We start from the raw sequence: 17,249 nt of genomic DNA on the forward strand, positions 1-17,249 counted from the left end.
TGCCCGCCGACGGCCCTCCGTGAAGGAGCCAGCCATGTCGATGATCCGCGACCTGCGCGCCGCCGTGCGCCCGTCCCTGCGCAAGAGCAACGCCCTGCACAGCACCTACGACGCCACCCGTGACCCCTCCGCCTCCAGCGCGGTCGTCGACTGCGCGGTCTACCGCGACGGGCGCCGCCTGGAGAGCGGCACCTGCCGCACCCCGCACGAGGCGATGCTCCAGGTACGCGAGGAGGGCGGCTTCGCCTGGATCGGCCTGCACGAGCCGACCGAGGAGGAATTCGCCGGTATCGCCCGGGAGTTCGGGCTGCACCCGCTCGCCGTGGAGGACGCCGTCCACGCCCACCAGCGACCCAAGCTGGAGCGGTACGACGACACGCTCTTCACCGTCTTCAAGACCATCCACTACGTCGAGCACACCGAACTCACCCCCACCAGCGAGGTGGTCGAGACCGGCGAGGTGATGTGCTTCACCGGCCGGGACTTCGTCATCACCGTGCGGCACGGCGGCCACGGGTCGCTGCGCGCGCTGCGGCACCGGCTGCAGGACGACCCCGAACTGCTCGCCAAGGGCCCCTCCGCGGTCCTGCACTCCATCGCCGACCACGTCGTCGACGGCTACATCGCGGTGGCCGGTGCCGTCCAGGACGACATCGACGAGGTGGAGATCGAGGTCTTCTCCACCCCGGCGAAGGGCAGCCCGCGCGGCTCGGACGCGGGCCGGATCTACCAGCTGAAGCGCGAGGTCCTGGAGTTCAAGCGGGCGGTGTCGCCGCTGCTGCGGCCGATGCAGCTGCTGAGCGAACGGCCCATGCGGCTGATCGACCCGGACATCCAGAAGTACTTCCGTGACGTCGCCGACCACCTGGCGCGGGTGCACGAGGAGGTCATCGGCTTCGACGAACTGCTGAACTCGATCCTCCAGGCCAGCCTGGCGCAGGCGACCGTCGCGCAGAACGAGGACATGCGCAAGATCACGTCCTGGGCGGCCATCATCGCGGTGCCGACGATGATCTGCGGCGTCTACGGCATGAACTTCAAGCACATGCCCGAGCTGCGCTGGACGTACGGCTACCCGATGGTGCTGGGCGTCATCGGGGTGGTCTGCTTCTCCATCCACCGCACGCTCAAGCGCAACGGCTGGCTCTGACCCCGTCTCCCGCGGGTCCCATAGAGTTCGGGTATGACTGCTACTGACGTGCTGCTGGGCCGGGCCCTCGTCGAGGAGGCCACGAAGAAGTCCGGTCTCATCTGGGTGCGGGGCACCGGCCCCGCGCGTGCGCTGTGGCACGTCTGGCACGAGGGCGCGGCGCATCTGGTCGGGGACGGCCCCGGCGAGCAGCCGCTCCCGGCCGGGCTCGCCGACGGCTCGTCCGCCGAGGTGACCGTGCGCAGCAAGGACAAGGGCGGCCGGCTGATCGCCTGGACGGCCGCCGTGACGGAGCTCGTGCCGCACTCCGAGGCGTGGGAGGCCGCCGTCGCCGAGCTCAAGGGCAAGCGTCTGAACGCGCCGGACGCCGAGCTGATGACGGAGCGCTGGGCGCGCGAGTGCCGGGTGCTGCGGCTGGTGCCCGGCGAGTTCCGTACGGAGCTGCCGGACGGCTCCCTGGCCGCGGCGCCGCTGCCGACTCCCGCGACCACCCGGCGGCCGGTGCCCGCGGGGCTGCCGCGCCTGCTGAAGCGGGGGCGCAAGGGCTGACCGGGGCTGGGCCTCCTCCGCCCCGGCCCGCCGTCAGGACGCGGTCCTGGGCAGCTGCTTCCCGTAGTCGACCGTGTCCACCTGTGCCGGGGCCTCCAGCGGGAAGTTCGTGCCCCAGTCCGACAGGGTGACGGTCCCCCCGCCGCCGCCGCGCGCGAAGCGCAGCGGATACGCCTTGCCCTCCAGCGAGACGTCGAGCGTGCCGCCCTGGCCGTCGCCGCCCTGGATCTGGATGGTCCTCTTCGTCCCGACCTCCGCCCGGTCCCCCTTGTCGAGGGTGCCGTGCAGCGTGAGCAATCCGTCCAGCAGGAACTTCTTGTCCGTGAAGCCGCGCAGCTGCTTGTACGTGGGGTCGTCCTGGGGGACCTTGACGTACTTGTTCTGGAGCTTGTCGGCGGCCGCGCCGCCCGCCCCGCCGTCGGTGCCGGGCTTCTCCTCGTGGCTCCAGAACCCGGAGTCCGCCTTCAGATAGAGCGCGTCACCGATCCGCAGCAGCTCGAAGGTGCTGTCCTTCGAGACGACGGAGCCGGTGCCGCCGTCCTCCTTGAGCTGCATGTTGAGCTTGTACGTGCCGCCCTTGCTGACCAGCGTCCCGGCGAGGCGCACCGCGTCGGCGGAGTCCGCCGCCCGCTGCGCCCTCTTCTCGATCTCCATGGCGTCCAGCTTGCCGACACCGTTGGTCCCCTGATCCGGATCCTCGCCGCAGGCCGTGAGGGCTGCGGCCAGCCCCGCACAGAGCAGGGCTGCGAGGGCGGTCCGGCGTCGGGCCCGGACGGGGGGAACGGAGGAGGTCACGGACGCACTGCCTCTCATCTGCATCGCGGTGGGTGGCAGACGGCAGCGTACCTGTGCCGGATCCGCCTTCCGGCAGGGAGCCGTACGGACGGCTCCGCCGGGGCGGCCCGGAGCGGTACGGGCTAGCCTGATCCCGTCATAACGGTTGATTGACTGCCAAACGGACCAGTCGGAGAAGTCGTACACGGAAGAAGGAGGCGCACGATGGCGGCAGGCGCCCCCCGGGTGTTCGTCTCGCACCTCGCCGACGTACCGGTCTTCGACCCCAACGGCGACCAGGTGGGCCGCGTCCGTGATCTGGTCGCGATGCTCCGGGTCGGCGGCAGGCCGCCCCGGCTGCTCGGACTCGTCGTCGAGGTGCTCAGCCGCCGCCGGATCTTCCTCCCGATGACCCGGGTCACCGGGATCGAGTCCGGCCAGGTCATCACCACCGGCGTGGTCAACATGCGGCGCTTCGAGCAGCGGCCCACCGAACGCCTGGTGTTCGGCGAGTTCCTCGACCGGCGGGTCCGCCTCGTGGAGACCGGCGAGGAGGTCACCGTCCTCGACGTCTCCGTCCAGCAGCTCCCGGCCCGCCGCGACTGGGAGATCGACAAGTACTTCGTACGCAAGGGCAAGGGCGGGGCGCTGCGCCGCAAGGGCGAGACCCTGACGGTCGAGTGGTCGGCGGTCAGCGGGTTCTCGCTGGAGGAGGAGGGGCAGGGCGCCGAGTCCCTGGTCGCCACCTTCGAGCGGCTGCGCCCGACGGACGTGGCCAACGCGCTGCACCATCTGTCGCCGAAGCGGCGGGCCGAGGTCGCCGCCGCACTCGACGACGACCGGCTCGCCGACGTCCTGGAGGAGCTGCCCGAGGACGACCAGGTGGAGATCATCGGCAAGCTCAAGGAGGAGCGCGCCGCCGACGTCCTGGAGGCGATGGACCCGGACGACGCGGCCGACCTGCTGTCCGAGCTGCCCGAGGAGGACAAGGAGCGGCTGCTGACGCTGATGCGGCCGGACGACGCGGCCGACGTGCGGCGCCTGATGTCGTACGAGGAGCGGACCGCGGGCGGCCTGATGACCACCGAGCCGATCATCCTCCGGCCGGACGCCACGGTCGCCGACGCGCTCGCCCGGGTCCGGCAGGCGGACCTCTCCCCGGCGCTCGCCGCCCAGGTGTACGTGTGCCGGTCGCCCGACGAGACGCCCACCGGGAAGTACCTGGGCACCGCGCACTTCCAGCGGCTGCTGCGGGATCCGCCGTACGCCCTGGTCAGCTCGATCGTCGACAGCGATCTGGTGCCCCTCGCGCCGGACACCCCGCTGTCGGCCGTGACGAGCTATCTGGCCGCGTACAACCTGGTCTCGGTGCCCGTGGTGGACGAGAGCGGGTCGCTGCTCGGCGCGGTGACGGTCGACGACGTCCTCGACCACCTGCTGCCCGAGGACTGGCGGGAGACGGACTTCCACAGCGAGGAGGGGGGCGTCCATGGCGGCTGAGGAGCGCTCGAAGACACCGCCGGCGGGGGCCTCGGGCATCGCTCGCCCGCCCCGTTCCCGGCTGGACCAGCCCAAGCGCCCGCGCCGACGGCTGCTGCCCGACTACGATCCCGAGGCGTTCGGCCGGTTCTCCGAACGGATCGCCCGCTTCCTGGGCACCGGGCGGTTCATCGTCTGGATGACGCTGGTCATCATCGTCTGGGTGCTGTGGAACGTCTTCGCCCCCGTGCACCTGCGGTTCGACCAGTACCCGTTCATCTTCCTGACGCTGATGCTGTCGCTCCAGGCCTCGTACGCGGCCCCGCTGATCCTGCTCGCGCAGAACCGGCAGGACGACCGCGACCGGGTCACCCACGAACAGGACCGCAAGCAGAACGAGCGCTCCATCGCCGACACCGAGTACCTCACCCGGGAGATCGCGTCGCTGCGGATGGGGCTCGGCGAGGTCGCCACCCGCGACTGGATCCGCTCCGAACTGGAGGATCTCGCCAGGGACCTCGACGACCGGCTCCCGCTGGCCCCGGCCGAGCGCGACGAGGACCGCTGACGGATGCTACTCACACGTAGCCACCCCTCAAGAAGCGCCGCTCGCACCCGTACTATCGAGGTATGGCTACGGAAGACGCGGTGCTTGAGGCACTGGCGACAGTGAACGACCCGGAGATCCACCGCCCGATCACCGAACTCGGCATGGTGAAATCGGTCGAGATCGATGCTGACGGTGCGGTCGCTGTCACGGTCTACCTCACGGTCTCGGGCTGTCCGATGCGCGAGACGATCACCAAGAACGTGACGGACGCGGTCGCCCGCGTCGAGGGCGTCTCGCGGGTCGACGTCACGCTCGACGTGATGAGCGACGAACAGCGCAAGGAACTCGCGTCCTCGCTGCGCGGCGGCACGGCGGAGCGCGAGGTCCCGTTCGCCAAGCCCGGCTCGCTGACCCGCGTCTACGCGGTCGCGTCCGGCAAGGGCGGCGTCGGCAAGTCGTCGGTCACGGTGAACCTGGCGGCCGCGATGGCGGCCGACGGCCTCAAGGTCGGCGTCGTGGACGCGGACATCTACGGGCACAGCGTGCCCCGGATGCTCGGCGCGGACGGCAAGCCCACCCAGGTCGAGAACATGATCATGCCGCCGTCCTCGCACGGCGTGAAGGTCATCTCCATCGGCATGTTCACCCCGGGCAACGCCCCGGTGGTGTGGCGCGGACCGATGCTCCACCGCGCCCTCCAGCAGTTCCTCGCCGATGTGTACTGGGGCGACCTCGACGTCCTCCTGCTCGACCTGCCGCCGGGCACCGGCGACATCGCGATCTCGGTGGCGCAGCTCGTGCCGAACGCCGAGATCCTGGTCGTCACGACCCCGCAGCAGGCCGCGGCCGAGGTCGCCGAGCGGGCCGGTTCGATCGCCGTGCAGACCCACCAGAAGATCGTCGGTGTCGTCGAGAACATGTCGGGCATGCCGTGCCCGCACTGCGACGAGATGGTCGACGTCTTCGGCTCGGGCGGCGGCGCGCGGGTCGCCGAGGGGCTGACGAAGACGGTCGGCGCGGAGGTGCCGGTGCTGGGCTCCATCCCGATCGACGTACGGCTGCGCGAGGGCGGCGACGAGGGCAAGCCGGTCGTCCTGTCCGACCCCGACTCCCCGGCCGGCAAGGCGCTGCGCACCATCGCGGACAAGCTGGGCGGCCGTCAGCGCGGTCTGTCGGGCATGTCGCTGGGCATCACCCCGCGCAACAAGTTCTGAGACGGCGGGCGGTGACCGGCCCCGGCCGGTCACCGCTCCATGTGCCGCGTACGTCGTGCCGCGTACGTCCGGCCGCTAGGCGTACGTAGTGATGTCGCCGATCACGGAGAACCCCAGCCCGTAGGCGCTCATCCCGCGCCCGTACGCCCCGATGTACACCCCGCCCTGCGCCGATCCGGCCAGCACCCAGCCGTATTCGGACTCGCGGTAGTGGAACGGCACGGGGACGCCGTCCACCGGCAGCGAGAGCACCGACCACGCGGGGCCGTCCAGGTCGTCGGCGAGTTCGAACGCCGTCTCCGTCTGCTGGTCCAGCCAGTCGTCGCGCAGCGCGTGGTCCATCTGCGGGGGCCGGGTGCAGGCGAGCAGACCGGACCCGGCCAGCCAGGCCGCGGAGGACACCGTGGTCGCGTCCAGCACGCCCGTGCCGTCGCCGCTGCGCCGCACGGGGCTGCTCGCCATCGACACGACGATGGCGAACCGTTGCTTCTCGGCGCCCGTGTCGGCCCGGGTCGACGGTTCGTCACCGTGGCCGATCGAACCGTGCTGCACCGTGCCGTCCGCAGCGGTGCCCACCTGCATCAGCCGGCGCGGCCCGGTGAAGGCCTCGTCCAGTCCGTACCAGGGAAACGTGGCCGCCAGATAGCCGTCGACCATACGCCGCCGGGCCGTCGGCACCCCCTCCTCGGTGACTGTGCCCGGCGCATCTTCCGCGCCCACCCGACTCGTGGTCTCCATCTGTCCGGCCGCCTCCTCGATCCGTTGGGTCCGGAGCGGCCCGCCCCCCGACGGGCGTACTCACAACCGGACAGATGGAGAATAGCCATAGCGTCCGGACGAGCCGGGATTGGCAGGGGTCAGGTGGCGTCGGCGTCGAACGGCGGCCGGTCGTCCTTGCCGGGCTGGTCACGCTTCTTGAGCAGATCCGGGGCACCGGCCGAGCCGTTGGCGGCGGTGATCGCCGAGCCGCTCGACACGCTGCTCCGGGAGTCAGCGGGCTCCACTTCCTTGCTCTCCCGGCCGTTCACCGCGTCGGCGACCTCGGACAGATCCTTGCGGAGGTCGAAGCTCTCGCGGATCTCCTTCAGCCCCAGGTCGTCATTGCCGTCCATGAGCTGCTTGCGGACGAACGTCTTGGGGTTGAGGTCCTCGAACTCGAAGTCCTTGAACTCCGGGCCGAGCTCCGTGCGGATGTCCTCCTTGGCACTCTCCGAGAACTCACGGATCTTGCGGATGAAGCGCGAGGCGTCCTGGATGACCTTGGGCAGCTTGTCCGGGCCGAAGATCAGCACGCCCAGGATGGCGAGCGTCGCCAGCTCGAGTACGCCTATGTCATTGAACACCCTGTTGCTCCTCGTGTTCTCCGAGACCGTGTCGGTCGAGGTCCGGACCCGGCCCACGGTACCCGTCGAAACTGCCCGCGCGGTAGCGTGCCGGGGCTGTCACGTGCCGCTTGCCGAGCCGAGTGTCAAAGAGATGGACAGGTCTTTACCACCGCGGGTCAGCGCGAGGTCCAGACGGTCGCCAGGGCGATGCGCGCGGATCTTGACGATCAGCTCCTCGCCGCTGTGCACCCGTCGGCCGTCGACCTCGGTGATGACGTCCCCGGGCCTGATCCCTGCCTTGGCCCCGGGACCGCCCGGCGTCACCGCGGGCTTGCCGGCCGCGCCCTTCGACTCGACCCGGGCACCGTCCCCGGTGTACTTCATGTCGAGCGTGACACCGATCACCGGGTGGGTGGCCTTCCCGGTGTTGATCAGCTCCTCGGCGACCCGCTTGCCCTGGTTGATGGGGATGGCGAAGCCGAGGCCGATGGAACCGGCCTGTCCGCCCTCCTCGGACGCACCGCTGTCGGCGGCACGGATGGCGCTGTTGATGCCTATGACATGGGCGTCGGTGTCGACGAGCGGACCGCCGGAGTTGCCCGGGTTGATCGGCGCGTCGGTCTGCAGCGCGTCGACATAACTGATGTCGCTGCCGTCGCCCTTCTCGCCGCCCGCGGTGATCGGCCGGTCCTTGGCGCTGATGATGCCGGAGGTCACGGTGTTGGACAGGTCGAAGGGGGCGCCGATGGCCACCACGGGGTCGCCGACCTGCACATTGTCGGAGTTGCCCAGCGGCAGCGGCTTGAGGCCGGAGACGCCGGTGACCTTGACCACGGCCAGGTCGTAGCCGCTGTCCTTGCCGACGACCTCGCCGCGCGCGGTCTCCCCACCGCTGAAGGTCACGGTGATCTCACCGGCCCGGCCGGCCGGGGCGACGACGTGGTTGTTGGTGAGGATGTGGCCGGAGCGGTCGAGGACGAAGCCGGTGCCGGTGCCGGACTCGGTGGCGCCGGTGACATGGAGGGTGACCACGCTGGGCAGGGCGCTGGCGGCGATACCGGCGACGCTGTCGGGGGCACGGCCGCCGGTGCTGCGGCCGGTCTGCGGGAGCTCGACCCGGGTGAGGCCACCGTTGCGCTCGATGTAGGCCCCGATGCCGCCGCCGATGCCGCCCGCCACCAGGGCGAGCAGGACCGCGCCGATGAGGAGGGAGCCGCGCCGGCTCTTCCTGCGGCCGGTCTCGGCCCCGAGCGGCGGGCCCGGGTTGGTGAGCGGCTGCCGGGGCGCGCCCCAGGGGTCGTACTGGAGCCACTGCGCCGACGGAGCCGGGGACTGCGGCTGGGGCTGGGGCTGCTGGGGCTGGGGCACGTGGGGCGGGGGTGCGAAGCCGGCGGCGGGCTGCGCGGGGGCGGCCGAGGGCGGCGTGGGGGCAGGCGCGGTGGGGGCGGGCGGTGCGGGGATGCCCGCGCCGTTCGTCCCCGCGTACGGCGGGGGTACGGGGGTGCCGTGCGCCGGGGTCGGAACCGGCCGCTGTACGGGGGGTGCGGGCGCCCAGGGGCCGGGTCCGCCGTAGGGCGGGGTGCTGTACTGATCGGGCTCGTGCAGCGGCGTCATGGGCCGGGCCGGTGGTACGGCTGCCGGGGGCCGGGGCAGCGCGTCCACCGGCTGCGCCTCCGGTGCCGTCGTACGGCTCTCGCCGTCATCGGCGACCGCCGTGGCCGTGGCCGTCGGGTCGGCCGCGGGCGCAGTGTCCTCGACGGGGGACGGCTCGTCCGGCGCTGTGCGGGTGGTGCGTCCCGGTGTGGGCCGGCTCCACCACTTCGCCTTCGGCCCGGTGGACTTACCGTCTTCCATGCTCTCCCCGCAACTGCCGCAACTGGCCTCTGCACGCCCTGACTAGGGCGTCCCTCCCGGAACTGCTCCCGGAATTCAACCAGGTTTGCGAATACTTGCGCAGACCCCGGTCAGCGCCGGGAGGAAAGCGGCAGACCACGATCGGCGGGGGTGGGAAGCCCCGAGGCCGACGACCGTGCCCAGGGTGGTGCCGACGGCTGTGTCCCGGACGGTGATGCGGAAGGCGTCGGGGACTGTGCGGCGAGCCGCCCGAACACCTCGGCGAAGAGCGGGGTGGTGCCGGTCGGACGTATCAGTGGTGGCGCGGACACACTGGTCAGCACCTGGGCGGCGAAGGGGTTTCCCACGAGGCTCGTGGTGGAGAGCACCGCGGGCGTACCGGAGGGCGCCACCGGTGTGCCGCCCGGCACGGCCGAGGGGGTGGTGGCGATCGAGCGCTCGCCCGCTCCCCGCGCGCTGAACGTGCCATGGCTGCCCCCGCCGCGGCGGCCGGCCGAGCCGCCGCTCTCGCCGCGTGAAGGGGCGTCGAGCGGCGTCACCGCGTTTCCGCCGCCCGTGGTGCGGGCCGCGGAGCTGATGCCCGCGCCCGTCGGCAGGGCGCCGCCGAGCGCGATGGCCGCCAGCGAGACGGCGCTCGCCGCGGCGAAGGCGAATCTCCGGCCGCGCCAGGGCGACCGCTCCGCCTCGCGGCCCACCTCATGGATCCGGAAGCCGGAACGGGAGGGGGTGCCCGGCAGTACGGCGGTCGAGCCGTGCGGTGCCGGGAGGAAGCCGAAGCCGCCGACCGGCCGGTCCCCCGGTGCGTCGGTGCGGCTGCCGGACGGCTGGATCACGGGGAAGAGCCCGTCGGCGAAGCGCCCGGAGCCGCCGAATGGTCTGTCCTGGCGGTCGTCGTCACCACCCGGCCCCCCGGGAAGGCCCTGCAGCCGGGCGAGGAAGCCCTCGGACGGCGACGGCGGGGCGGACTGGGCGAAGACGCTCTTCAGGCGCCGCTGAGCCGCGGCCTCGGCCTTGCACTTGGCGCAGGTCGCCAGGTGGGCGAGGACCCGCTCACGGGCGTCGTGTTTCAGCTCGCCGTCGACAAGCGCGGCGAGGCGGTCCCCCAGGTGTTGTTCCGCGGGGGTCGGACCTGTGCCGCTCACGCCGTTCCGCCCTCCCCCGCCAGGACCGCGCCCGCCAGCGAGCGCTGCTCGGCGCGGGCCTCGGGCGAGCGGTGCCGCAGCGCCTTGCGCAGGTGCGAGCGGCCGCGGTGGATACGGCTGCGCACGGTGCCGAGCTTCACGCCCAGCGTCGCGGCGATCTCCTCGTACGAAAGACCCTCGATGTCGCAGAGCACGACGGCGGCACGGAACTCGGGCGCGAGGGTGTCCAGCGCCTGCTGCACGTCCGCGTCGAAGTGGGTGTCGTTGAAGACCTGCTGCGGGGACGGCTCACGGCTCGGCAGCCGCTCGGCGGCGTCGTCGCCGAGGGAGTCGAAACGGATCCGCTGCTTACGGCGGACCATGTCCAGGAACAGGTTGGTCGTGATGCGGTGCAGCCAGCCCTCGAACGTGCCCGGTGTGTAGGTCGACAGCGACCGGAACACCCGGACGAAGACCTCCTGGGTGAGGTCCTCGGCGTCGTGCTGGTTGCCCGTCAGCCGGTAGGCGAGGCGGTAGACCCGGCCGCTGTGCGTGCTGACGATCTCTTCCCATGAGGGTGGCGTCCACGCCTGGGAGTCCGCGTCTGAGGCGAAGGTCGCAGTCGTTGCGGAATCGTTGGAAGAACGGTCAGCAATGTTGGTCACGGATTTCGGCTCACCCGCCGACCTGAGAAAGCGCCGCAGCCGCAGCACTCCTCCCCGATCCACAGGCGCAGCCGCACCTCCCCTATCGGCTCTGGTGGTGTCCAGTGGAGCCCCTACCATAGCCACCTCGCCCGTTAGCTCCGGATAAGCCTTTTTCCTGCTGGGGCCGGGGATCGCCCCGGGAACCGCCACCCGGTGGAATACGGGACCCGATCCGCGGGCCGCTTCCACCGGCTTTCCCCTGCCCCTTCATAACGCCCGGTCCCATCTGCGGGTTCCCGGGTGCAGCGGATACAGTCACCGTTGCGCCAACTACGGGGACAGGAGAGGGTCATTACCGCCAACCGGCAGACGAGCTGGGCGTTCGCCGACGCCTTTGTCGCCGAGGACGAAGCACTGCACTGGGCCCGGGACCGGGCCCGGGACGCAGGGCTCCGCTCGGTGTCGCCAGGTACCGGCGCCGCGCTGCGCTTGCTCGCTGCCACGACGGACGCCAAAGCGGTGGCCGAAATCGGCACCGGGACCGGCGTGTCCGGGCTCTATCTGCTGCATGGGATGCGGCCCGACGGCGTACTGACCACGGTCGACCCGGAGCCCGAACGCCAGCAGTTCGCCCGCGAGGCCTTCCGGGCCGCGGGGTACGCCGCCAATCGGGCCCGCTTCATTCCCGGCCGTGCCCTGGACGTCCTGCCGCGGCTCGCGGACGGCGGGTACGACCTCGTGTTCTGCGACGGCGACCGGCTGGAGAGCCTGGACTGTCTCGCTGAATCGTTGCGCCTGCTGCGCCCCGGCGGCCTGGTCTGCTTCGAGGGCGTCTTCGCGGACGGCCGTACGGTCGACTCCGCGGCGCAGCCCGCGGAGGTGCTGCGGCTGCGGGAGCTGCTGCGTGCGGTGCGCGAGAGCCAGGAGCTGATGGCGACGCTGTTGCCGGTGGGCGATGGTCTGCTGTGCGCGGTGCGCAGGGGCTGACGCCCGCGGATACGGGGCCGGGCCAGCCCGTGCCCCCCGGGGCGAGCCCCGGCGCGAACACCTGTGAACGCATCACTGCCCCGGCACGCTCAGGCGTGCCGGGGCAGTGATGAAGTGTGGGCGCCTCTGCTCAGCCGACGACCTTCTTGAGGGCATCGCCGAGTGCGTCGGCCTCGTCCGGAGTCAGCTCCACGACAAGCCGACCGCCGCCTTCGAGCGGAACGCGCATGACGATGCCCCGCCCCTCCTTTGTCACCTCGAGCGGGCCGTCGCCCGTCCGCGGCTTCATGGCCGCCATGCTCGTTCCCCTTCCTGAAACCAGCTCATCGCAACCGGCGGCCCCATGACAGGCGCTGTGTCACCGGCATCGAACACATTGCTTCCAGGCCATTATCCCGCATCACAGACCCCAATGACCAACATCGGTCTGCATCGCTTGCGCAACGCGCTCTCTCAAAACCACCCAATTCGGCGATCGGCCTGCGATACTCCGCCGCCCTCACCCCTGCTGCGGGGCTCAATTATTAGACGCAGGTCACATGTCGGCTCCCGCCGGAGTCGGCCATGCTTGCCTGGACAGGCAGGGCCCGAGGTGCGAAGGGGACAACGAGATGGCCGACCACACGGCGGACAGCGTGCTCCACGAAGTGAGCGACGGACTCGCGACGATCACGATCAACCGTCCCGACGCGATGAACGCCATGAACACGGCGGCCAAGGTGGCGCTCCGTGACGCGCTGGAGTCCGCGGCGGCCGACCCCGCCGTACGCGCCGTGCTGCTCACCGCGACCGGGCGGGCGTTCTGCGTCGGCCAGGATCTGAAGGAGCATGTCGCCAAGCTCGAAAGTGCCCGCGAGTCGGGCGGCGGCAATGCGCTGAGCACGGTGCGGGAGCACTACAACCCGATCGTGCGGGCCATCACCGGGATGCCCAAGCCGGTCGTCGCCGGGGTGAACGGGGTCGCGGCCGGTGCCGGTTTCGGCTTCGCGCTCGCCTGCGACTACCGGGTGGTCGCCGACACCGCCTCGTTCAACACCTCCTTCGCCGGGGTGGCCCTCACCGCGGACTCGGGCGTCTCCTGGACGCTGCCGCGCCTGATCGGCCAGAGCCGCGCCGCCGACCTGCTGCTCTTCCCGCGCTCGATCTCCGCGCGGGACGCCCTTGACCTGGGCATCGTGAACAAGCTGGTGCCCGCCGCCGACCTGGCCACCGAGGCCGCCGCCGTGGCCCGCGCCCTGGCGGCCGGCCCCACGGTGGCGTACGCCGCGCTCAAGGAGTCCCTGGCCCACGGCGCCGGTCACACACTGAACGAGGCGCTGGAGAAGGAGGACGAGCTCCAGACCAGGGCGGGCGCGTCCGAGGACCACACGATCGCGGTACAGGCGTTCCTGAACAAGGAGAAGCCGAAGTACCTCGGCCGGTAGCCGCCGGGTCTACGCCCCGGTGCCGCGCGCCACGCAGTCGGCCAGGTGGTCGTCGACCAGGCCGCAGGCCTGCATCAGGGCGTAGGCCGTCGTGGGCCCGACAAAGCGCACACCGCGCTTCTTGAGCTCCTTGGCCAGCGCCGTGGACTCCGGGGTGACCGCCGGGACGTCGCCGAGGGTGCGCGGGACGGGGCGGCCGGCCGGGTCGGGGGCGTGGGACCAGATCAGCTCGTCCAGCTCACCGGCGCTCCAGCCGGCCAGCACCTTGGCGTTGGCGAGGGTCGCCTCGATCTTCGCGCGGTTGCGGATGATGCCGGCGTCGGCGAGGAGGCGCTCCTTGTCGGCGTCGGTGAACTCGGCTACCGCGGGGATCCTGAACCCGGCGAAGGCGGAGCGGAAGCCCTCCCGGCGGCGCAGGATCGTCAGCCAGGAGAGACCCGACTGGAAGGCCTCCAGGCAGAGCCGTTCGAAGAGGGCGTCGTCGCCGTGGACGGGGCGGCCCCATTCGGTGTCGTGGTACGTGAGGTAGTCCTCGGTGGAGAGCCCCCACGGGCAGCGCAGGCCGCCGTCCGGGGCCGCTTCCGCGCCGCCGCTCATCGCCGGGGCTCCTCTCCGGGGTGCTCCGTCGGCTCCGGGTCCGGTCCGGGTGCCTCCCACGGCGCCTGCGGGCGGTCCTCGGGCGGCTCCTCGATGAGGCCGGGGCCGCCGACCGCGGTCGCCTGCGCACCGGCCAGCGCCGATTCCAGCTCCGCGATCCGCGCGTCCCGCTCGGCGAGCTCGGCACCGAGCCGGTCGAGCGCCTCGTCGACGTCCATCATGCGGTAGCCGCGCACGGCCACCGGCAGCCGCAGCGCGTCGAGATCCGCGCGGCCGACCGGTCGTGTCGCGGGCAGCGGATCGATCAGCTGCTCGGGCGCCACGTCCTGCAGGATGGCGCTCTTCCCCCCACCGACCACCGCGAGGGTGACCACGGCCACCACCACGACCATCGTCACCAGCAAGAACCAGAACACGCGCATCTCCCCGGAAGCGGAAACCTGTCCGGGTCCGATCGTGCCATGCGGCACCGACAGCCGGTGCCCGGCGGGCTGAGGACGGGAGAAGGACTAGGGTCGCTGGCGTCCCACGGGCCATCTGTCCGCACGGGCCATCTATCCAGAGGAGAAACGCGGGATGCGAAGCGGTGCGCTCAGGCTGGGGCGGCGCGAATTCGGTGCGCACGAGCCGGTGATCATGGCGATCGTGAACCGTACCCCGGACTCCTTCTACGACCAGGGCGCGACCTTCCGGGACGAACCGGCGCTCGCCCGGGTCGAGCAGGCGATCGCGGACGGTGCGGCGATCGTCGACATCGGGGGCGTGAAGGCGGGCCCCGGCGAGGAGGTGACCGCCGAGGAGGAGGCGCGTCGCACGGTGGGGTTCGTCGCGGAGGTGCGCCGCCGCCACCCGGACGTCGTGATCAGCGTCGACACCTGGCGCCACGACGTCGGCGAGGCGGTCTGCGAGGCCGGCGCGGACGTGCTGAACGACGCGTGGGGCGGCGTGGACCCGAAGCTCGCGGAGGTCGCCGCCCGGTACGGGGCCGGGCTGGTGTGCACGCACGCGGGCGGCGCCGAGCCGCGCACCCGGCCGCACCGGGTCGCGTACGACGACGTGATGGCGGACATCCTGCGGGTGACGGTGGGGCTGGCCGAGCGCGCGGTCGCGCTCGGGGTGCGGCCCGACGGGATCATGATCGACCCCGGTCACGACTTCGGGAAGAACACCCGGCACTCCCTGGAGGCGACGCGCCGGCTCGGCGAGATGACGGAGACCGGCTGGCCGGTGCTGGTGTCGCTGTCCAACAAGGACTTCGTCGGCGAGACACTCGACCGGCCGGTGAAGGAGCGGGTGATCGGCACGCTGGCGACCACGGCCGTGTCGGCGTGGCTGGGGGCACAGGTGTACCGGGTGCACGAGGTGGCCGAGACCCGTCAGGTGCTGGACATGGTGGCGTCCATCGCGGGGCACCGGGAGCCGGCCGTGGCGCGGCGCGGGCTGGCTTAGGCGGGGGCCGGATCGGGCGAGGGCGGGGGCGGGGCCCGGATGCGGGCCCCGCTCCCCGGACGCCCCCTACCGGCCGACCTCCTTCGTCACGAGGTCGACCGCCTCGTCCACGTCGTCGGTGACGTGGAAGAGCAACAGGTCGTGCTCGGACGCCTTCCCCTGCGCCACCACCGTGTCCCGCAGCCAGTCCACGAGACCGCTCCAGTAGGCGGTGCCGAACAGCACGATCGGGAAGCGGGTGACCTTGCCCGTCTGGACGAGGGTGAGGGCCTCGAAGAGCTCGTCCAGCGTGCCGAGGCCGCCGGGCAGCACGACGAAGCCCTGCGCGTACTTCACGAACATCGTCTTGCGGACGAAGAAGTAGCGGAAGTTGACGCCGATGTCGACGTGCGGGTTGAGGCCGGACTCGAAGGGCAGCTCGATGCCGAGACCGACCGAGACGCCCTTCGCCTCCCGCGCTCCCTTGTTCGCCGCCTCCATCGCCCCCGGCCCGCCTCCGGTGATCACCGCGAAGCCGGCCTCGACCAGGGCCTTTCCGATCCGTACGCCCGCCTCGTACTCGGGTCCGCCGGCCGGGGTGCGGGCCGAGCCGAAGACGCTGATCGCGCTCGGCAGTTCGGCCAGCGCGCCGAAGCCCTCGACGAACTCGGACTGGATGCGCATCACCCGCCAGGGGTCGGTGTGCACCCACTCGGAGTCGCCCTCGGTGTCCAGCAGCCGCTGGTCGGTGGTGCCGGGCTGCACCTGTTCCCTGCGGCGCAGTACCGGTCCGAGCCGCTGTTCCTCAGGGACGCGTGCTCCCTCGGGGTTGCCCATGACCTGCTCCCTCCGACGACGGTCGATGACCGGGAGATCCTGGAGGATCTCTGGTCATCCGTGTCAGGTCAGGGTAGATCCACGGAGGTTACGGGCGGGGGAATGCCGTGGGTCAGGCGGTGAGCCAGGAGCGGAGCCGCTCCTCGCAGTGGGTGATCCGCTCGACCGCCACGTGCTCGTCGCGCTTGTGGGCGAAGAGCGGGTCGCCCGGTCCGTAGTTCACCGCGGGGACGCCGAGGGAGCCGAAGCGGGAGACGTCCGTCCAGCCGAACTTGGGCCGGGCGGTGCCGCCCACCGCCGCCATGAACGCCTGGGCCGCCGGGTGGGAGAGGCCGGGCATGGCCGCGCCCGAGTGGTCGTCGACGACGAATTCGGCGACGCCGCAGTCCGCGAAGACCTCGTGGACGTGGGCCAGGGCCTCCTCGGCGGTCCGGTCGGGCGCGTACCGGAAGTTGACCACGACGGTGCAGGCGTCCGGGATGACGTTGTTGGCGACGCCCCCCTCGATCCGTACCGCGTTCAGGCCCTCGTGGTATTCGAGACCGTCGATGACCGGGCGGCGCGGTTCGTACGCGGCGAGGCGGGCCAGGATCGGGGCGGCGCCGTGGATGGCGTTGGACCCCATCCAGCCCCGCGCGGAGTGGGCCCGCTCCCCCTCGGTGCGCAGGAAGACCCGCAGGGTGCCCTGGCAGCCGCCCTCGACCTCGGCGTCGGAGCCCTCCAGCAGGACCGCGAAGTCGCCCGCCAGCCAGTCGGGGTGGGCCTCGGCGATGTGGCCGAGCCCGTTGAGGTGTGCGGCGACCTCCTCGTTGTCGTAGAAGACGAAGGTCAGGTCGCGGTTGGGCTCGGGCACGGTCGCGGCGATCCTCAGCTGGACGGCGACGCCCGACTTCATGTCGGAGGTGCCGCAGCCCCACAGCACCCCGTTCTCGTCGAGACGGGACGGCACGTTGTCGGCGATCGGCACGGTGTCGATGTGCCCGGCGAGTACCACCCGCTCGGCGCGGCCGAGGTCCGTCCGGGCCACGACGTTGTTGCCGTGCCGGTCGACGGTCAGGTGCGGGAGGGTGCGGAGGGCCGACTCGATCGCGTCCGCCAGCTCCTTCTCCTGACCGCTGACCGACGGGAAGTCGACGAGCCGTGCGGTGAGCGCCGGGCCGTCCAGGGAGAGGTCAAGTGTGGTTTCGGGCATGGCACCGACCCTAAGGGACCCGGCTCGCCCGCCAGGATCGGGCCGGACCGGGGCGGTCCGGACGCCGCGGGTCCGGATGATCCGGACGAAGGGCCCCTGGGCCCTCGGCCCCGGCGGAACA

Annotated in this window: 19 protein-coding genes; 8 read left to right on the top strand and 11 right to left on the bottom strand. The window is 71.7% G+C overall.

Annotated elements, in window-relative coordinates:
- The first annotated feature begins 34 nt into the window (after positions 1 to 34).
- Together GA0115234_RS35655 and GA0115234_RS35660 are read left to right on the top strand one after the other, a co-directional pair.
- Positions 35 to 1,150, top strand: coding sequence for a magnesium and cobalt transport protein CorA (locus tag GA0115234_RS35655; RefSeq protein WP_093550004.1), 1,116 nt, complete (start codon positions 35 to 37; stop codon positions 1,148 to 1,150).
- Between the two features lie 33 nt (positions 1,151 to 1,183).
- Positions 1,184 to 1,699 carry a hypothetical protein gene (locus GA0115234_RS35660; RefSeq protein ID WP_093550006.1) on the top strand — a complete coding sequence of 172 codons (516 nt, stop codon included), beginning with the start codon at positions 1,184 to 1,186 and terminating at the stop codon, positions 1,697 to 1,699.
- 33 nt (positions 1,700 to 1,732) lie between these two features.
- Here GA0115234_RS35660 and GA0115234_RS35665 read toward each other — a convergent pair whose 3' ends face one another.
- Positions 1,733 to 2,494: a hypothetical protein gene (locus GA0115234_RS35665; protein ID WP_093550008.1), complete on the bottom strand. Its 762-nt coding sequence runs from the start codon at positions 2,492 to 2,494 to the stop codon at positions 1,733 to 1,735.
- 204 nt (positions 2,495 to 2,698) lie between these two features.
- Here GA0115234_RS35665 and GA0115234_RS35670 point away from each other — a divergent pair, with 204 nt between their 5' ends.
- From GA0115234_RS35670 to GA0115234_RS35680, 3 genes are all read left to right on the top strand, one after another.
- Positions 2,699 to 3,973, top strand: a complete 1,275-nt coding sequence (locus tag GA0115234_RS35670) for a magnesium transporter MgtE N-terminal domain-containing protein (protein ID WP_093550010.1) — start codon at positions 2,699 to 2,701, stop codon at positions 3,971 to 3,973.
- Positions 3,963 to 4,520, top strand: a complete 558-nt coding sequence (locus tag GA0115234_RS35675) for a DUF1003 domain-containing protein (RefSeq protein ID WP_093550012.1) — start codon at positions 3,963 to 3,965, stop codon at positions 4,518 to 4,520. Before GA0115234_RS35670 ends, GA0115234_RS35675 begins: the two co-directional genes overlap by 11 nt.
- Before the next feature lie 62 nt (positions 4,521 to 4,582).
- Positions 4,583 to 5,716, top strand: a complete 1,134-nt coding sequence (locus GA0115234_RS35680; protein WP_093550014.1) for an Mrp/NBP35 family ATP-binding protein — start codon at positions 4,583 to 4,585, stop codon at positions 5,714 to 5,716.
- Between the two features lie 75 nt (positions 5,717 to 5,791).
- Here the strand turns inward: GA0115234_RS35680 and GA0115234_RS35685 are convergent, their stop codons facing one another.
- The 5 genes from GA0115234_RS35685 to sigE all read right to left on the bottom strand — a co-directional run bounded on the left by GA0115234_RS35685 (position 5,792) and on the right by sigE (position 10,801).
- The gene (locus tag GA0115234_RS35685; protein WP_093550016.1) at positions 5,792 to 6,454 is read right to left on the bottom strand and encodes a hypothetical protein; all 663 of its coding nucleotides are present in this window, start codon (positions 6,452 to 6,454) and stop codon (positions 5,792 to 5,794) included.
- Positions 6,455 to 6,573: 119 nt separating this feature from the next.
- A complete protein-coding gene (locus tag GA0115234_RS35690; protein ID WP_093550018.1) occupies positions 6,574 to 7,059 on the bottom strand; it encodes a sec-independent translocase in 486 nt (161 codons plus the stop codon).
- Between the two features lie 99 nt (positions 7,060 to 7,158).
- A complete protein-coding gene (locus GA0115234_RS35695; RefSeq protein WP_093550020.1) occupies positions 7,159 to 8,895 on the bottom strand; it encodes a S1C family serine protease in 1,737 nt (578 codons plus the stop codon).
- Between the two features lie 110 nt (positions 8,896 to 9,005).
- Complete coding sequence (locus tag GA0115234_RS35700; protein ID WP_093550022.1) at positions 9,006 to 10,037, bottom strand: zf-HC2 domain-containing protein; 1,032 nt, start codon at positions 10,035 to 10,037, stop codon at positions 9,006 to 9,008.
- Positions 10,034 to 10,801 carry an RNA polymerase sigma factor SigE gene (gene sigE / locus GA0115234_RS35705; protein WP_202554517.1) on the bottom strand — a complete coding sequence of 256 codons (768 nt, stop codon included), beginning with the start codon at positions 10,799 to 10,801 and terminating at the stop codon, positions 10,034 to 10,036. The genes GA0115234_RS35700 and sigE overlap by 4 nt, the downstream gene beginning before the upstream one ends.
- 183 nt (positions 10,802 to 10,984) lie before the next feature.
- Between sigE and GA0115234_RS35710 the strand changes: the two genes are divergently transcribed.
- The gene (locus tag GA0115234_RS35710; protein WP_093550024.1) at positions 10,985 to 11,650 is read left to right on the top strand and encodes an O-methyltransferase; all 666 of its coding nucleotides are present in this window, start codon (positions 10,985 to 10,987) and stop codon (positions 11,648 to 11,650) included.
- Between the two features lie 130 nt (positions 11,651 to 11,780).
- Here GA0115234_RS35710 and GA0115234_RS35715 read toward each other — a convergent pair whose 3' ends face one another.
- Entirely contained in the window at positions 11,781 to 11,948 is a 168-nt protein-coding gene (locus GA0115234_RS35715) for a DUF3117 domain-containing protein (RefSeq protein ID WP_003966491.1), read from the bottom strand.
- Positions 11,949 to 12,261: 313 nt separating this feature from the next.
- Here GA0115234_RS35715 and GA0115234_RS35720 point away from each other — a divergent pair, with 313 nt between their 5' ends.
- Entirely contained in the window at positions 12,262 to 13,074 is an 813-nt protein-coding gene (locus GA0115234_RS35720; protein ID WP_093550026.1) for a 2-cyclohexenylcarbonyl CoA isomerase, read from the top strand.
- 9 nt (positions 13,075 to 13,083) lie between these two features.
- Here GA0115234_RS35720 and GA0115234_RS35725 read toward each other — a convergent pair whose 3' ends face one another.
- Together GA0115234_RS35725 and GA0115234_RS35730 are read right to left on the bottom strand one after the other, a co-directional pair.
- Positions 13,084 to 13,671 carry a DNA-3-methyladenine glycosylase I gene (locus GA0115234_RS35725; protein ID WP_093550028.1) on the bottom strand — a complete coding sequence of 196 codons (588 nt, stop codon included), beginning with the start codon at positions 13,669 to 13,671 and terminating at the stop codon, positions 13,084 to 13,086.
- On the bottom strand, positions 13,668 to 14,087 hold the full coding sequence (locus GA0115234_RS35730) for a hypothetical protein (protein WP_093550441.1): 420 nt from the start codon (positions 14,085 to 14,087) through the stop codon (positions 13,668 to 13,670). Before GA0115234_RS35730 ends, GA0115234_RS35725 begins: the two co-directional genes overlap by 4 nt.
- A 160-nt stretch (positions 14,088 to 14,247) precedes the next feature.
- Here GA0115234_RS35730 and folP point away from each other — a divergent pair, with 160 nt between their 5' ends.
- On the top strand, positions 14,248 to 15,120 hold the full coding sequence (folP, locus tag GA0115234_RS35735) for a dihydropteroate synthase (protein WP_093550030.1): 873 nt from the start codon (positions 14,248 to 14,250) through the stop codon (positions 15,118 to 15,120).
- Positions 15,121 to 15,186: 66 nt separating this feature from the next.
- Here the strand turns inward: folP and GA0115234_RS35740 are convergent, their stop codons facing one another.
- Together GA0115234_RS35740 and dapE are read right to left on the bottom strand one after the other, a co-directional pair.
- A complete protein-coding gene (locus GA0115234_RS35740; protein WP_093550032.1) occupies positions 15,187 to 15,936 on the bottom strand; it encodes an LOG family protein in 750 nt (249 codons plus the stop codon).
- A gap of 112 nt (positions 15,937 to 16,048) precedes the next feature.
- Entirely contained in the window at positions 16,049 to 17,128 is a 1,080-nt protein-coding gene (dapE, locus tag GA0115234_RS35745; RefSeq protein WP_093550034.1) for a succinyl-diaminopimelate desuccinylase, read from the bottom strand.
- Positions 17,129 to 17,249: the final 121 nt, after the last annotated feature.

It is taken from the genome of Streptomyces sp. DvalAA-43 (assembly GCF_900091725.1).
Taxonomy (GTDB): Bacteria; Actinomycetota; Actinomycetes; order Streptomycetales; family Streptomycetaceae; genus Streptomyces; species Streptomyces pulveraceus.

Coding starts and splice junctions, on each gene's coding strand:
- GA0115234_RS35655 (WP_093550004.1), top strand. CDS start 35: ATGTCGATGATCCGCGACCTGCGCGCCGCCGTGCGCCCGTCCCTGCGC.
- GA0115234_RS35660 (WP_093550006.1), top strand. CDS start 1,184: ATGACTGCTACTGACGTGCTGCTGGGCCGGGCCCTCGTCGAGGAGGCC.
- GA0115234_RS35670 (WP_093550010.1), top strand. CDS start 2,699: ATGGCGGCAGGCGCCCCCCGGGTGTTCGTCTCGCACCTCGCCGACGTA.
- GA0115234_RS35675 (WP_093550012.1), top strand. CDS start 3,963: ATGGCGGCTGAGGAGCGCTCGAAGACACCGCCGGCGGGGGCCTCGGGC.
- GA0115234_RS35680 (WP_093550014.1), top strand. CDS start 4,583: ATGGCTACGGAAGACGCGGTGCTTGAGGCACTGGCGACAGTGAACGAC.
- GA0115234_RS35685 (WP_093550016.1), bottom strand. CDS start 6,454: ATGGAGACCACGAGTCGGGTGGGCGCGGAAGATGCGCCGGGCACAGTC.
- GA0115234_RS35695 (WP_093550020.1), bottom strand. CDS start 8,895: ATGGAAGACGGTAAGTCCACCGGGCCGAAGGCGAAGTGGTGGAGCCGG.
- sigE (WP_202554517.1), bottom strand. CDS start 10,801: ATGGTAGGGGCTCCACTGGACACCACCAGAGCCGATAGGGGAGGTGCG.
- GA0115234_RS35715 (WP_003966491.1), bottom strand. CDS start 11,948: ATGGCGGCCATGAAGCCGCGGACGGGCGACGGCCCGCTCGAGGTGACA.
- GA0115234_RS35720 (WP_093550026.1), top strand. CDS start 12,262: ATGGCCGACCACACGGCGGACAGCGTGCTCCACGAAGTGAGCGACGGA.
- GA0115234_RS35725 (WP_093550028.1), bottom strand. CDS start 13,671: ATGAGCGGCGGCGCGGAAGCGGCCCCGGACGGCGGCCTGCGCTGCCCG.
- folP (WP_093550030.1), top strand. CDS start 14,248: ATGCGAAGCGGTGCGCTCAGGCTGGGGCGGCGCGAATTCGGTGCGCAC.
- GA0115234_RS35740 (WP_093550032.1), bottom strand. CDS start 15,936: ATGGGCAACCCCGAGGGAGCACGCGTCCCTGAGGAACAGCGGCTCGGA.
- dapE (WP_093550034.1), bottom strand. CDS start 17,128: ATGCCCGAAACCACACTTGACCTCTCCCTGGACGGCCCGGCGCTCACC.